Genomic DNA, 14,467 nt, shown 5'->3' on the forward strand with positions numbered 1-14,467 from the left:
ATATAATTATATTATTTTTGTACAAAAAATATAATCTGATGAATAAGATATTAGTTACTTACGCTGTTAAAGAAGAATTTGTCCCTATTACAATCAATGGATGCAAGATAGAATATCTTCATACAGGTATTGGCAAAATACGATCTGCAATGATGCTTACAAAAGCTCTATGCGAAAACCGTCCCGACTTAGTTCTAAATATGGGGACAGCCGGGACACATAATCATAGAATTGGAAACATATTTGTTTGCCGCCGTTTTATCGATCGGGATTATGAAATGGTAAAACTTCCGGGAGTCGAATTCGAAGTCGATTTAACTCCTATACATAAAGAAAAGAAAATATTAGAGGACTGGACTTCAACAAACGGTAGAGTGGGAACATGTAACACAGGCGACAGCTTCGTTACGGAGATTACATCGATGGACGGAGATGTTGTAGATATGGAAGCGTTTGCTCAAGCTATTGTCTGCCGAGAATTTGATATACCTTTTTTAGCTGTTAAATATGTTACAGATATTATAGGGGAAAATTCGGTAAAACATTGGGAGGACAAACTGTCCGATGCCCGTAAAGGATTTGAGGATTGGTTTAAAGACAAATAAATTTGAATTTTCATTCCTTGATATCCTAAGAGATTTTTCTTTAAAATAAAGCCTCTTAGGATATTAATTTTGAAGTCGTCTTGACTTTTCTAAAGATTTTCTTTTTGTTTGTTTTTTACTCTTTTTGTCATGCTGAACGATAGTGAAGCATCTCCTAACTGAGATCCTTCGTTCCTCAGGATGACAAAATAATACGAAAAACAAAAAGTCAAGACGACTTCTTTATTTGTAATTTAAAACATCAGAATGGAACAAAATCACTTCCACCCGCCATTGGTTGAAAATCAGTAGGGCTAGGTGCTGCATTTCCATTCATATTGATTTTAGATGTAAATTGACCTCCTCCAATATTATAATCGTCGTCTATATTTTGGAAACGGGCAAACTCACTTTTGAATCGGAGCAATACGTCTGCTGTAGCACCATTACGATGCTTGGCAATAATAATTTCCGCAAGACCTATCAACGAATTACCCTTCTCATCTTCGAGTATTTTATAATATTCAGGACGGTGAATAAAGCAAACCATATCGGCATCCTGCTCGATTGCACCCGATTCACGAAGGTCTGATAATTGTGGTCGTTTACCTTCCGCTCCTGCACGTCCTTCTACTCCACGATTCAACTGCGACAAAGCAATGATAGGAATATTAAGTTCTTTCGCTAATCCTTTTAACGAACGGGAAATCATACTTACCTCTTGCTCACGGCTACCATACTGCATACCACTGGCGTTCATCAATTGGAGATAGTCGATAATAATCATTCTTACTCCATGTTCACGAACCAAGCGACGTGCCTTTGTACGTAATTCGAATACCGATAAACTGGGTGTATCGTCAATATATAGCGGGGCATCGTACAGCTCTTTTATCTTAAAATCGAGTTGTTCCCATTCATAAGGCTCTAGTCTACCGTTCTTTATTTTCTCTCCGGGAATCTCGCAAGTGTTAACAATCAGACGATTTACAAGCTGTACATTCGCCATCTCGAGTGAGAACAAAGCAACAGGGTAATTGTAAGTAACAGCCATATTCTTAGCCATCGAAAGTACGAAAGCTGTTTTCCCCATCGCAGGACGTGCTGCGATAATAACAAGGTCAGAATTCTGCCACCCTGATGTTATTTTATCCAGTGCATCGAATCCGGTTTGTAGACCACTTAATCCATCATCACGATTGGCTGCAATCTCGAGCAAGTTCAGGGCTTCTTTGATAACAGGATTAATCTGTGTAACATCTTTCTTCACATTACCTTGCGATATTTCGAAAAGCTTACCTTCGGCTTCCTGCATCAAATCGTCTACATCTGATGTTTCGTCAAAAGCTTTGTTTGTAACTGAAGAAGAAAAAGCTATCAATTCCCGAGCCAGATATTTTTGTGCAATGATACGGGCATGAAATTCGATATGTGCTGCCGAACCTACTTTTTCTGTAAGCTGGGCAACATATACAGGACCGCCTACTGTCTCTAGTTCTCCGTCTTTTTTAAGTTGTTCTACAACTGTCAACATATCGATAGGAGCCTGACGAACAGCTAAGTCTACAATGGCTCTGTAGACTATCTGATGAATAGGGTCGTAAAAACTATCGGGTTTAAGTATATCACTCACAAGTGAATAAGCATCTTTCTCTAACATCAATGCTCCTAGTACAGCTTCTTCCAACTCTCTGGCTTGAGGTTGTACTCTGCCTATATCAGACATCTGTTGCATTTCTTTCGGTTTTCCTTTCCGCTGATTCTTATAATTATTGTCGGCCATGTATATTTTTGATTTTATACTCAAAGATAATAGTTTTTACGCTGAATAAATAGTTAAGTTATAAACAGGCTGTTAATAACTTTTTAAATACAAAAAATGCAGCCTTAAATTAAGACTGCATTTTAACTATTTCGATAATATCTGATCAAGGGTTATACTTCGATCCTTTCAATATTTCTTGAGGATCAAGAGTTATAATATCTTGTATTGACGCATTAGTTTTTTTTGCATATTGGGACACGATTTGCCAGCCAACCCACGCACCTACACGCCCCGGAGATTGGAGAGAAAGAGTAGAAGTATAAGGAGCATCATTGACATATCTTGTTATAATCATATGATCGCTTGTGTATATATTACTCTGCTTGATCATTGTCTGCCAAACAGACTTCTCATTTTCTACACACCATTTAGTTTGGTCAGCGGTGTAACCAATTAAATCGTTCGCATTATAATCGGGTAGGAGAACAGATAATATATAAAGGATTTTTCCTTCTTCGACCATAGCTGATAAAAGTGTTTCCTGATCATCATTGTCCGATTTAATAATATCACTCATTATCCAGGCTTTCAGATAATCTCTGACAACCATTTTGGGTGTCATTTGCTGACGCTGATAAGGAGCGAAAAATTCTTGATAAGCAGGATAATTACTGCCCAAATATTTATCTGTAGATATTGAGATCATATTATTCAGTATGATTACATTCTCTTTAAATCCTGAAACATGCATTGCTAACTGAGGTAACGAAGCACCGGATAAATTTTGCGCTATCAATGCATTAGCCTTAGTTAATTCTTCTTCGTAAGAAGTAGTGTTATCAAAAGTCTTTAATGCATCTTTATATATTTTTTGAAGTGCTGCATGCGAAAAATATTCGCGAAGATCAGGAAAGAAAGCCGGATCGTTTGCTGCTAGCTGATTGATTGTTATTTGTCCTAGCGCAGGAAGCAAGGCCGGATATTTACTTTTTAGAGCAGATTCTTTTTCTGTCGCAGGGTTTTGTATATAGTCATTCAAATCCCTATCGAAACGCATTATCGACACTTTATCTTGTTGTTCATTATCCTTTTTCACCGTGCTTGAGCAACCGATAAAAGAGAATAGTATAATGAGTAGGTAACTAATTTTTTTCATATCTAACCTTTTAAGTATTCTTACTTTGTGCTGATAGTTTTATTTTCTACTTTTGCCTAATGAACTACAAACTTACATTTATTTATTAATTAATAACGTAAAAAACAATGGGATATTTTAGAGGAGTTGATCTTAACTCCAGCGAGAGATTTGTATATGTATACTCAGGCACATCACAATCAGAATTAGAAAACATAATTAATGAGAAAATGCTATCTATCGGATATAAACATTTAGGCAATGGCTTATATGAAAAGGGTAATCGCATAATGAGATTAATATTGGGTGCTATGTCTAAATATTTCAAATTTCAGGTATCACTAGATGCTAACAATCCGGAAGAAATAAAAGTAGGAGTGGTGAAAGCGACATCCGGTATGTCAGGTGGTTTGATCGGAATGAATCAGGTGAAAACTGAATTGATGCATCTAAGAAAAATTTTCGAATCAATATAATTCATATTAAAGTGAATTTTTAAATATATGATAACTATATTAGGAATAGAGTCGTCTTGTGATGATACAGCTGCGGCGGTCATCCAAGATGGCGTTCTTTTATCAAACATAATATCTAGCCAGAAGGTACACGAAAGCTACGGCGGCGTTGTACCCGAACTGGCTTCGCGTGCACATCAGCAGAATATAATACCTGTGGTAGATCAAGCATTGGCAAAAGCAGGTGTTAAACTTGAAGACCTGACTGCTATCGCTTTCACCAGAGGTCCCGGATTGATGGGTTCGTTGCTTGTAGGCACATCTTTTGCTAAAGGTCTTTCCTCAGCTTTAAATATCCCAATGGTGGATGTTAATCACTTACATGCGCATGTATTGGCTCATTTTATCAAAGAAGATAAAGACGATGACAATCAACCGCAGTATCCTTTTCTTTGCTTATTGGTATCGGGTGGTAATTCCCAGATTATCGTTGTAAAATCGTATAAAGAAATGGAAATAATAGGGCAGACCATAGACGATGCCGCAGGTGAAGCATTCGACAAGTGCGCCAAAGTGATGGGGTTAGGCTATCCCGGAGGACCAGTTGTAGACCGTTTGGCTAAGCTTGGAGACGCAAACAGGTTTAAGTTTAATAAACCGCATGTAAAAGGTTACGACTATAGCTTTAGCGGACTAAAAACCTCTTTCCTTTACTTATTGCGCGACGAACTAAAAAATGACACTGACTTCATAGAAAAGAACAAAGAAGATTTGTGCGCATCACTTCAAAAAACAATTATCGATGTACTGATGGATCAGGTGCGAAAAGCAGCCAAAGATTTAAATATCAAAGAAGTTGCAGTAGCCGGAGGAGTATCAGCTAATTCGGGATTGCGCGCAGCCTTCGAAAATCATGCCACGCGTTTCGGGTGGAAGATACACATTCCTCCGTTTGGTTACACTACCGATAATGCAGCTATGATAGCCATGACAGGCTATTTTAAATATCTGGATGGTGAGTTTTGCGAAATGAGTGCCGCTCCTTTCTCGCGCGTTGTGATGTAAATAGATAACCAAAACTGAAATTGTATGTTTATTGCTCTGTTATCGTATAAAGTTCCTATTGAGGAGGTCGAAAAATATATTGACAGGCATGTCGAATATTTAAAGAAATATTACGCATCAGGCCATTTTATGGCATCAGGTAGAAAACTACCCAGAACGGGTGGCGTAATCTTGGCAAAATGTAGTGACAGGAGGGCATTTGAGCAAATTTTGTCAGAAGACCCTTTCAATCAGAATAACATAGCAAACTACGAGATAATTGAATTTATGCCCACGATGATCAGCGAGCAACTAAAATTTCTGATGGATTAAATTATGAAAAACGAAACATTCTATTTCCTCCTTATTATTTTTATTTTCGTTCTCGACTTTATCTGGACACAATACCTGTCTTACCGCAATCGCAAAAGAATGAGTCCTGAGATTCCTGCACAACTCGAAGGAATATACGATAAAGAAGAGTATACAAAACAGCAGGCTTATCAGAAAGTTAACAGCCGATTCGGTTTATACACCGGCTTATTTTCTTTTGTTATATTATTGAGTGTTTTGCTATTAGGCGGTTTTGGTTGGTTAGATAATCTATTGAGGCAATATATTGATAATGAAATATGTCTTACTCTTTCATTTTTCGGAGTTATTTACGTAGCCAATGAGATTATATCTTTACCTTTTAGCTATTACGGAACATTTGTGATTGAAGAACGATTCGGTTTCAATAAATCCACGAAGAAAATATTTTGGCTAGATCAGCTTAAAAGTCTTCTGCTTACAATTATCTTAGGTGGAGTTATACTTGCCTTGATCACATGGCTATATAACAGTTTAGGTTCTCTTGCTTGGCTGTATGCATGGGGTGTGATTACCATCTTTTCACTGTTCATGACGCTTTTCTACTCAAATATAATTGTACCTCTTTTCAACAAACAAACTCCACTCGAAGAGGGAGAGTTAAGAAACGAGATCGAAGCTTTCGGACGAAAAGCAGGTTTCGGTATCAATAATATTTATGTGATGGACGCTTCGAAACGTTCGTCAAAAGCAAATGCCTATTTTACCGGTTTTGGCTCAAAGAAACGTATTGTACTTTTCGATACATTGATCAATGATCTTACTACGGACGAAATAGTAGCCGTACTTGCTCACGAGATAGGTCATTATAAGAAAAAACATACATTGCAAAGTATGCTTATCTCTATACTTTATGCAGGAGCCGTATTGTTTATCCTTTCTTTATTCTTAGGAAATCCATACATTGCAATGGCTTTGGGTGGCAATGTTCCATCGTTTCACTTAGGATTAATAGCATTTTCATTATTATTTACCCCAATCTCCTTATTTTTAGGTATATTATCGAGTGTTCTTAGCCGCAAAAATGAATATCAAGCAGATGCTTATGCTGCAAGTTTCGGCTATTCAGAATATTTGGTAAGCGGATTAAAGAAATTATCAGTCAAATCGTTAAGCAATCTAAATCCCGATCCGTTGTATGTATTTTTCTATTATTCACATCCAACTTTGCTGCAACGTATGAAGATGCTTCAAAAATAAGAGTAATATTTTCTTCTTTTTAGATCAACATCATTCATAGAATATGTACATTTAGGCACAAATTGAAAACTATGAAACGATATATAATCTTCTTTATTTTAGCTTTGTTTACTCTGGGTATTTCCGCTCAAACCAGAGGTCATAATAATCGCCGACCCGCCGGAAAAATTTCATTAGACATACATGACAATCTACAATATGAAAATAAAAAAGGCTTTACAGCATCGCTATCAAAAGACATATTCGATAACCATACTTACAAAGATAGTAATGGCAATGAAATAATATATTCAAAAGAAATATGGCCGAAATTCTTAGGCTATTATCAAGATGATGAATATGAACTGTTTTATTGGCTTATAGATAGCCATCAACGTAAAACTAATAATAAAGAAAGTTACAAGATAGATATTTTCGGAGCATTACAATATCAGGGGAATGATGGTCTAAACGCTTCTCTGTCGAAAGATGTGTTTGACAATAAAATATATCAGGATAGCAGAGGGAATAAGGTAAGTTATTCCAAAGAATTCTGGCCAGAAATATATGCCGATTTTCATGGTGATGAAATCAACATACTTTATTGGTTACTAGACCGTTTTTGGAAGATAGAAAGGTATCAGGAAGAGTACTCTGTAGATATTTTCGATAGCCTCAAGTTCAAAAATAATAAGAACAATTCAGCATCTCTCTCCAAAGATGTATTTGATAATAAAGTATATAAAGATAGCAATGGCAATGATATAAAATATAAGCCTAGTGCTTGGAATAAGATAATAAAGAAGAATGGCAGCGAGCAAAAAGCTTTTATCTCCCTTATATATAGCCATTTATTGAATCTTCCTAATGAATAATATTAATGATATTAAAATATGCTTAAAAGAATAATCGTTATCAGTTTCTGCTTACTTGCCTATTATTCTCTTTACTCTCAATCTACACAGGCAATACATGTAATGGTAGCTCTTTGCGACAACCAATATCAAGGTATAGTAAAAGTGCCCAAAGGAATAGGAAACGGTCAAGATCCGCATACAAATCTGTATTGGGGATGCGGATATGGTATTCGCACTTATTTAAAAAAAAGTGCCGATTGGAAAGAAGTAAAACGATATAAAGTAGATGATATACGGTTGGAACGAATTGTTTTTAAACATAAAACGAAGAACTTCTACCTTGTAGCTGATGCTTATGATGGTAAAAATATAAAAGAATGTACCATTGATTTTCTTAATTCATGCTCGGGTGCCAAGAAAGATACATTGATGGTTGGTAATACTGTTATCGGGCTGAATGGCAATGCCAAGTTGGTATCTTATATCGGACATAACGGATTGATGGATTTCTCCCTGCAAAATACATATCAAAGTAAAGATGATCAAAAGCGCGATGCTATAATTTTGGCATGTGCCAGTAAACAGTATTTTGCTCCCTATCTCAGGTCAGCAAAGGTAAATCCGCTGCTTTGGACAACACATTTGATGTGTCCCGAAGCATATACCCTTCATGATGCAATAGACACTTACATAAATGGTGGCGATGATGCCGCTGTAAGAATTAGCGCTGCTACAGCCTACAATAAATATCAAAAATGCGGATTAAACGGAGCCAAGCGACTTTTGGTTACCGGCTTCTAATTTTTATAACGATCAATACAACTATAAATAATGAAAACAGCAATTGTAACTATTGGTGATGAGATACTTATCGGACAAATTGTAGATACCAACTCTTCTTGGATGGCACAGAAGATGACTTTAGCCGGATTTGAAATAGAAGAGAAGGTTGCTATTGGTGATGATGCCCAACAAATCAAAAATACCATAGACGATGTCTTTCAACGTGTTGATGTTATTTTAATGACCGGAGGTTTAGGACCTACAAAAGACGATATAACAAAGAAAACACTTTGTGACTATTTCGGAACATCGCTTGTTTTTGATGATACTGTACTCGAAAATATTAATAATGTAATATCCAATATCACCTCTCTGAACGAATTAACGCGCAATCAAGCTTATGTACCAATGGATTGTACTGTGATTCAAAATAGGGTAGGGACTGCACCTATTACATGGTTCGATTATAAAGATAAAGTTCTGGTATCTTTACCGGGCGTACCTTACGAAATGAAATATGTAATGGAGAATGAGATAATACCTCGTCTCAAAGCAAAATATGAAACAGTATCGTATGTGAACAAGGTGCTTATAGTTGGCGGATATACCGAATCTGCACTCGCTATTCATTTGACAGATTTTGAAAATGACTTACCCGAAGGATTTGGTTTAGCTTACCTTCCCTCTCTTGGTCTGATGAAACTCCGCTTATTTGTGAAAGGCGAGCATCGCAGACCTGAATTGGATGCGCAAGTAAAGAAACTGGAGGACTTACTTGGAGAAGCTATATTGGCAGAAAAAGATATTTCGATCGAAAAAATACTGGGAGAGCATCTTTTTGAAAAAGGATTGACTCTAGCTACTGCTGAGAGTTGCACAGGGGGAAATATTGCCCATCTCATTACATCTGTCGCAGGTTCTTCTCGCTATTTTAAAGGCAGTATTGTTTCTTACGCCAACGAAGTTAAAGTAAATATGCTGAATGTCTCTCAACAGTCTCTCGATCAGTTTGGAGCAGTAAGTGAAACAATTGTGATAAAAATGGCAAAGGGTGTACAAAAAGCGCTTAATGTAGATTGTGCTATTGCAGTATCGGGAATTGCCGGACCCGACGGTGGTACAGACGAGAAACCGGTTGGAACAGTCTGGATATGTACCATGTATAAGAATAAATGTCTTTCCCGAAAATATCAATTAGGTAAGTATCGGGAATCAAATATTATGCGTGCAACAAATATTGGTATGTTACAGTTGTTGGAAATACTATAACTTGTTACCTTTGTCCGTATAAGCTTATATAGATGATAGAAAATTCAACTCCTTCAAATACGTTTCCAAAGAATGAGAAATTATGTAGCCAAAAGTCTATAGACCGACTTTTTGCACAAGGAGAGTCTTTCATAGCCTATCCGTTGCGGGTAGTCTATTTCGTAGAGGATGAATTGAATGAAGAAAAACAGGTGCCAACTGTATTAGCCAGTGTGTCGAAAAAGAAGTTTAAGAGAGCAGTTAAACGAAATAGAGTAAAGCGCCTAATCCGAGAGGCATATCGATTAAACAAGCAGCCTATTCATGATCTGCTGAAAGTAAATGGAAAAAGGTTGGAGATTGCTTTCCTATACCTAAAAGACGAGTTGCCGACCTACGGGGAAATAGAAAAATCGATGTTAAAGACAATCAACCAGCTATCAGATAGATTTGAGAATAAATGAAAAAGCTACTTTCTTATATTCTTTTAGGACCCATATATTTCTACCGCTATTTCATTTCTCCAATGCTGCCAGCAGCATGTAGATATACGCCCACCTGTTCTGACTATGCAGTGCAAGCGATAAAGAAATATGGTCCAATCAAAGGCTTCTGGCTCGCAGCAAAGCGAATTAGCCGTTGCCATCCTTGGGGAGGGCATGGATACGATCCGGTTCCCTGAATTATAGAGAATTTGAATTAATAGTATAAGCTTGAGATAGACTCATACCTGATAACATATTATTATTAAACATTTTAAGTTCTTAATGAATTGAAAATTTGCTCGATAAAAATATAATTGCTTACTTTTTTATTTTACCTTTATCTAATATTTTAATAGTCTTTGCTCAATTAATTATTTGCGCATAGACAATATATAAAACCTATTCACAAATTAAATTACGTCCTAAAACCATTACGCAAACAGATTATGAACACATTTAAAATAATGTATGTATCTACATTTCTTATTTTGAACATCTCAATATTAGACTTGAGTGCTCAGGTGACAGTAGGTTCAAATGAGACTCCAAGTCGAGGCTCTCTGTTGCAATTAAAAAATGTAGATGGAGTAACTGATGGTAGTTCTAATGCCACCAAAGGCTTAGGCGCACCCCGTGTCGCTCTTACTAATAAGTACGAACTATATCCAATGTTTATTGATGCAAAGACTGGCTTGGAAACAGTTGAATATACAAATAATAAACTGTCATTAAAAGATAATCATATTGGTTTAATCTTGTATAACGTAACAGAAAAGAATGTGCTATGCACAGGTGTATTTGTCTGGAACGGTATTGAGTGGACATCTATATCAGGTGAAAATAAAGGTTTTGAAATAGTAACAGATAAAGATGGGAACTCATATCCGGCACGAACTTTCAATAATGCCGGTACTTGGATGCTTGAAAACTTGAGAGTAAAACAGTATACAACAGGTATATCTTTGACTCAAGGATTTGTTGCAAATGCATCGGATAAATATTATCAATATCCTGACAATAATACAGGCTCTACATTTCAGTTGCATCCTGAATACGGATTACTATATTCGTGGGCTGCAGCCACAAATGGAAAAACGGGAACAGTCGATGAAGGAGCTCTAGACCATGCAGCAGTGCAAGGTATTTGTCCCGATGGATGGAAATTACCTTCCAATAAAGACTGGCAAACTTTGATTGATGAGGTTGCGGCCAATCCCACATTATATGGCTCTGGTACATCTACAGCGGTAACTGATGTTGCCATTAATATGAAATCTACAACTAAAGTACTTACTACAGCGACAGGAGGATTGAGCTATCCTATATGTCACGGTGCAGGACTTAATATATTGCTCACAGGACATATAAATGTTGGTGTACGGTATGGTTTCGGTTCTAACATATCCTTATGGGCTAGTAGTACTAAATCCGCAACAAACGGATATTTTCGCCGGTTATATGATACCGCAAACCATGTTTTTCAAGGAGATTTTGGTATTAGCAGTGGAATGGCTTATATCCGTTGTATGAAAAACTAATTATTCATAACTCGCATATTAATATAAAATAAAATGCAGCGATTAGGAAATTTCCTAATCGTTGCATTTCTGTCTCTAAGTAAATTTATTTCTTCTCTTCAAGCATCTTTATTGCTTTCCACAATACACCTGCTGAACCTCTGAACATTCCTGAGCCTTTTTTAGGCTCACCCGCAGGCGTCCACCACTCATAGAAACCATTATGTTTGATAACTCTATCCAACATAGGAGATAATGCTTCGTAGGCTTCGTCATAAAATCCATTAGCTACTAACTGTTGAACCATACGTCCGCCAAACCATGTCCAATCTCCACCATTTTGGTAGCCATATTCATGCATGCCCGGATTTTTGAAAAAACCATTCGGATATACAGGATACATTGTCAGCCCGATGGTCTGCACTCCTGCTGCTTTTACATTTTCCTGCATTTTTTTGTATGCAGTCTTTATTTCTTCCTTGCTTAATAAGCCTGCTTCTATAGCCACAGCTGTTCCACCATGATAGTAGATTGCATTTTCGTTAAAGTCGGCAGGAAATGGTGAACCATTTAGATAAATATGTGGGATAAATTTTTGATTGGCTTCGTCCCATAGGTGCTTACGTGTATTATCAGCTATTTTTTTATGTGTTTTTGCCCACATATCTTTTATATTCTGGTCTGTAACGAGATTTATATAATTATCAATAGCGATAAGGAACATTGCATTGTCATATATATCAATTGTAAAGTGTGACGAACTATCGATGTACACACCCCAGTCATGTTCAGGCTGCACATCGCCCCAATCGGCTGTTGTAGCTCCCCATAGCAGACCATACTCTTCATTGTATCTTTCCTTCAACAAGAAGTTCAGTGCATCCGACATACGTTCCTGTACCGACCTTCCTGCAATCTCTTCTTTCAAGAAGTCTTTGTCTCCGGTAGTCGTTACATATTTATATATAGCCTGAATAAGAGAAGTCTCCTGATCCGTTTCTACAGTATTCTTATGAGCTGCAAATTCGGGGGCTAATTCGCTAAAGAAAAATGTACCGCCATTTGCATTTTTGATAGCTGTATATCCATCTACTATATTGCCATCCGTTCCCTGAAATTTAAAAAACGTAAGCAATGCATCTTTCAATTTCTCCGTATCTGATACTTTGCAAGCCGGTTCTACAAAAGTATTTAAATCACGAATCCAAACTTCAGAATATCCGTCTCCCGCATTGAAACCTGATTTGATGAGATCTTCCGCTTTCTGTGACACAGTACTTAGTCTTTCATCAGCACTAATTTTAGCTGATAGCTCCGGACTCATAGCTGTATTTGTATTGTTGCAAGCTATAAACGACATCGAAATGAGAAATAGAGCAGAACCGTTTATCAACTGACGAAAATGTATTTTCATTTTTTAGATATATAAGTGATTATTAATATTGTTATTAAGTATTATTATTTGTATATACATATATACAAATGTATTAAAATAAATTATACAAATCAAAAAATATAGTGAAAAAAGAAAAAAAGCAAACGGAAAACTTGTTACATTTGGCGTATTATTACCTCAAGTATAGAACAAAAATAAACAATAAGGTGTTCTATTAGGTAGTTTAATATTAATATAGTAAATACAAGATGAAAAAAATTATTTTAACAGTTGCTGCACTATCGTTGGCAATATCAGGCTTTGCACAAGAGAAAGGTCTAAAAAAGTATGGCTTTGGGGATAATTGGTTTATTCAAGGACAAATCGGAGGTTCATACACTTTTAGTGAATATAACCGTGACGCTTCATTAGGCGATGTTCTAAGCCCACATGTAGCATTATCTGCAGGTAAATACTTTTCTCCTGAAATAGGTGCTCGTTTACAAGTAGGTGGATGGGAGTCTAAAAATTATTTTGCTCCTCTTGATAAATCTTACAAGATTAATTATATCCAAACTAGTGTCGACGGATTATTGAATCTAACAAATCTGTTCACAACATATGAAGGTGATAAACCATTCAATCTAATAGGTATCTTAGGGGTAGCGTATGTTCATGGTTTTGAAAATACTACTACTTATTATGCTAGCAGAACGAATAGCATTATCCCGCGTGTTGGTCTACAAGGTGATTTTCGTATAAATGACGATCTTAGCATCAACTTAGAAGCTATAGGCAATTTAATGCCAGATAGATTCAATGGTAATGTTGAAGGAAAGAACTATGATGGTACTCTAAATGTATTAGCTGGTTTGACTTACAGATTTAACAAAAAAGGTTTTGAAACAGTTGATGTTCTAGATCCTGCACAAATTAGATCATTAAATGACCAAATTAATCAACAAAGAGCTCAATTAAACGAAAAAGACAAGCAAATAGCTGAAGTTAAAGCTGCGTTAGCTGCTAAACCTGAGCCGGTAGCTCCAATTGTTAAACAAGTAGTAGGCGATACAGAAGTATTGATGAATGCTGTTGTAGTATTCCGCCTAGGAAGTGCTAAACTAGAGCAAAATCAAGATATCAATATCTACAATGCTGCCAAATATCTACAAGAAAATCCTTCAGTGAACATCACTGTTACAGGTTATGCTGATAAGAGTACAGGCACAGCCGCTATCAACCAACGTCTATCTGAGCAACGTGCTAAAGCTGTTGCCGATATCCTTACTGACAAATATGGTATCGCTGCATCTCGTATAACTGTTGAAGCAAGTGGTGACAGAGTACAACCATTCCAAATCGATGCTTGGAATCGTGTAGTTATTTTCACAGCAAAATAATACAAGTGTAATATATAAAAAGAGCTATCCAATGGGTAGCTCTTTTTTGTATATGGACGAATTTAGTCTGATTAAAAGGACATAGAAAGGATAGATAAAAATATAGCAGTAAGATAATCTTACTGCTATATTTTTGTATTAATTAGACATTATATTCAATAAAGTTATATATGACTAATAATCAGAGAAATTGAAATTCTAAAATTATGTAGACCGCAAGCGATAAGTATGACTAAATCGTCAAATCCAAATTTGCGACATCTAAAAC

At 36.4% G+C, this 14,467-nt stretch carries 15 protein-coding genes; 12 read left to right on the forward strand and 3 right to left on the reverse strand.

Going from position 1 to position 14,467, the window contains the following annotated elements; all coding sequences use genetic code 11:
• Positions 1 to 38 precede the first annotated feature (38 nt).
• Entirely contained in the window at positions 39 to 605 is a 567-nt protein-coding gene (locus G7Y57_RS13710) for a nucleosidase (RefSeq protein ID WP_165025183.1), read from the forward strand.
• Between the two features lie 241 nt (positions 606 to 846).
• On the opposite strand, the gene dnaB is transcribed toward G7Y57_RS13710, so the two are convergent.
• Both dnaB and G7Y57_RS13720 read right to left on the reverse strand, forming a co-directional pair.
• Positions 847 to 2,367, reverse strand: coding sequence for a replicative DNA helicase (gene dnaB, locus G7Y57_RS13715; protein ID WP_165025237.1), 1,521 nt, complete (start codon positions 2,365 to 2,367; stop codon positions 847 to 849).
• A gap of 145 nt (positions 2,368 to 2,512) precedes the next feature.
• Positions 2,513 to 3,505 carry a hypothetical protein gene (locus G7Y57_RS13720; RefSeq protein WP_165025186.1) on the reverse strand — a complete coding sequence of 331 codons (993 nt, stop codon included), beginning with the start codon at positions 3,503 to 3,505 and terminating at the stop codon, positions 2,513 to 2,515.
• Positions 3,506 to 3,612: 107 nt separating this feature from the next.
• Here G7Y57_RS13720 and G7Y57_RS13725 point away from each other — a divergent pair, with 107 nt between their 5' ends.
• From G7Y57_RS13725 to G7Y57_RS13770, 10 genes are all read left to right on the forward strand, one after another.
• Positions 3,613 to 3,960 carry a hypothetical protein gene (locus G7Y57_RS13725; RefSeq protein ID WP_165025189.1) on the forward strand — a complete coding sequence of 116 codons (348 nt, stop codon included), beginning with the start codon at positions 3,613 to 3,615 and terminating at the stop codon, positions 3,958 to 3,960.
• Between the two features lie 27 nt (positions 3,961 to 3,987).
• Positions 3,988 to 5,004, forward strand: a complete 1,017-nt coding sequence (gene tsaD / locus G7Y57_RS13730) for a tRNA (adenosine(37)-N6)-threonylcarbamoyltransferase complex transferase subunit TsaD (RefSeq protein WP_165025192.1) — start codon at positions 3,988 to 3,990, stop codon at positions 5,002 to 5,004.
• Between the two features lie 24 nt (positions 5,005 to 5,028).
• The gene (locus G7Y57_RS13735; RefSeq protein WP_165025195.1) at positions 5,029 to 5,316 is read left to right on the forward strand and encodes a YciI family protein; all 288 of its coding nucleotides are present in this window, start codon (positions 5,029 to 5,031) and stop codon (positions 5,314 to 5,316) included.
• Between the two features lie 3 nt (positions 5,317 to 5,319).
• Positions 5,320 to 6,555, forward strand: a complete 1,236-nt coding sequence (locus tag G7Y57_RS13740; protein ID WP_165025198.1) for a M48 family metallopeptidase — start codon at positions 5,320 to 5,322, stop codon at positions 6,553 to 6,555.
• A 71-nt stretch (positions 6,556 to 6,626) separates the two neighbouring features.
• A complete protein-coding gene (locus G7Y57_RS13745; protein ID WP_165025201.1) occupies positions 6,627 to 7,409 on the forward strand; it encodes a hypothetical protein in 783 nt (260 codons plus the stop codon).
• Positions 7,410 to 7,427: 18 nt separating this feature from the next.
• Entirely contained in the window at positions 7,428 to 8,192 is a 765-nt protein-coding gene (locus tag G7Y57_RS13750; protein ID WP_165025204.1) for a hypothetical protein, read from the forward strand.
• Between the two features lie 30 nt (positions 8,193 to 8,222).
• On the forward strand, positions 8,223 to 9,443 hold the full coding sequence (locus tag G7Y57_RS13755) for a CinA family nicotinamide mononucleotide deamidase-related protein (protein ID WP_165025207.1): 1,221 nt from the start codon (positions 8,223 to 8,225) through the stop codon (positions 9,441 to 9,443).
• A gap of 32 nt (positions 9,444 to 9,475) precedes the next feature.
• Positions 9,476 to 9,886, forward strand: coding sequence for a ribonuclease P protein component (rnpA, locus tag G7Y57_RS13760; RefSeq protein WP_165025210.1), 411 nt, complete (start codon positions 9,476 to 9,478; stop codon positions 9,884 to 9,886).
• The gene (yidD, locus tag G7Y57_RS13765) at positions 9,883 to 10,104 is read left to right on the forward strand and encodes a membrane protein insertion efficiency factor YidD (RefSeq protein ID WP_165025213.1); all 222 of its coding nucleotides are present in this window, start codon (positions 9,883 to 9,885) and stop codon (positions 10,102 to 10,104) included. The genes rnpA and yidD overlap by 4 nt, the downstream gene beginning before the upstream one ends.
• Before the next feature lie 249 nt (positions 10,105 to 10,353).
• Positions 10,354 to 11,445 carry an FISUMP domain-containing protein gene (locus tag G7Y57_RS13770; RefSeq protein WP_165025216.1) on the forward strand — a complete coding sequence of 364 codons (1,092 nt, stop codon included), beginning with the start codon at positions 10,354 to 10,356 and terminating at the stop codon, positions 11,443 to 11,445.
• A gap of 85 nt (positions 11,446 to 11,530) precedes the next feature.
• On the opposite strand, the gene G7Y57_RS13775 is transcribed toward G7Y57_RS13770, so the two are convergent.
• Positions 11,531 to 12,838, reverse strand: a complete 1,308-nt coding sequence (locus G7Y57_RS13775; RefSeq protein ID WP_185153942.1) for an amylo-alpha-1,6-glucosidase — start codon at positions 12,836 to 12,838, stop codon at positions 11,531 to 11,533.
• Positions 12,839 to 13,068: 230 nt separating this feature from the next.
• Between G7Y57_RS13775 and G7Y57_RS13780 the strand changes: the two genes are divergently transcribed.
• Positions 13,069 to 14,199 (forward strand): OmpA family protein, encoded by a 1,131-nt coding sequence (locus tag G7Y57_RS13780; RefSeq protein WP_165025219.1) that lies wholly within the window; start codon positions 13,069 to 13,071, stop codon positions 14,197 to 14,199.
• Positions 14,200 to 14,467: the final 268 nt, after the last annotated feature.

Origin of the sequence: Dysgonomonas sp. ZJ279 (genome assembly GCF_011039205.1) — a bacterium.
GTDB lineage: Bacteria > Bacteroidota > Bacteroidia > Bacteroidales > Dysgonomonadaceae > Dysgonomonas.

What these genes read in the sequence shown, in the direction of transcription:
- G7Y57_RS13780 (WP_165025219.1), top strand. Translation starts at nt 13,069, where the DNA reads ATGAAAAAAATTATTTTAACAGTTGCTGCACTATCGTTGGCAATATCA.
- dnaB (WP_165025237.1), bottom strand. Translation starts at nt 2,367, where the DNA reads ATGGCCGACAATAATTATAAGAATCAGCGGAAAGGAAAACCGAAAGAA.
- G7Y57_RS13740 (WP_165025198.1), top strand. Translation starts at nt 5,320, where the DNA reads ATGAAAAACGAAACATTCTATTTCCTCCTTATTATTTTTATTTTCGTT.
- G7Y57_RS13735 (WP_165025195.1), top strand. Translation starts at nt 5,029, where the DNA reads ATGTTTATTGCTCTGTTATCGTATAAAGTTCCTATTGAGGAGGTCGAA.
- G7Y57_RS13710 (WP_165025183.1), top strand. Translation starts at nt 39, where the DNA reads ATGAATAAGATATTAGTTACTTACGCTGTTAAAGAAGAATTTGTCCCT.
- G7Y57_RS13750 (WP_165025204.1), top strand. Translation starts at nt 7,428, where the DNA reads ATGCTTAAAAGAATAATCGTTATCAGTTTCTGCTTACTTGCCTATTAT.
- G7Y57_RS13745 (WP_165025201.1), top strand. Translation starts at nt 6,627, where the DNA reads ATGAAACGATATATAATCTTCTTTATTTTAGCTTTGTTTACTCTGGGT.
- tsaD (WP_165025192.1), top strand. Translation starts at nt 3,988, where the DNA reads ATGATAACTATATTAGGAATAGAGTCGTCTTGTGATGATACAGCTGCG.
- G7Y57_RS13720 (WP_165025186.1), bottom strand. Translation starts at nt 3,505, where the DNA reads ATGAAAAAAATTAGTTACCTACTCATTATACTATTCTCTTTTATCGGT.
- G7Y57_RS13770 (WP_165025216.1), top strand. Translation starts at nt 10,354, where the DNA reads ATGAACACATTTAAAATAATGTATGTATCTACATTTCTTATTTTGAAC.
- G7Y57_RS13755 (WP_165025207.1), top strand. Translation starts at nt 8,223, where the DNA reads ATGAAAACAGCAATTGTAACTATTGGTGATGAGATACTTATCGGACAA.
- G7Y57_RS13725 (WP_165025189.1), top strand. Translation starts at nt 3,613, where the DNA reads ATGGGATATTTTAGAGGAGTTGATCTTAACTCCAGCGAGAGATTTGTA.
- G7Y57_RS13775 (WP_185153942.1), bottom strand. Translation starts at nt 12,838, where the DNA reads ATGAAAATACATTTTCGTCAGTTGATAAACGGTTCTGCTCTATTTCTC.
- rnpA (WP_165025210.1), top strand. Translation starts at nt 9,476, where the DNA reads ATGATAGAAAATTCAACTCCTTCAAATACGTTTCCAAAGAATGAGAAA.
- yidD (WP_165025213.1), top strand. Translation starts at nt 9,883, where the DNA reads ATGAAAAAGCTACTTTCTTATATTCTTTTAGGACCCATATATTTCTAC.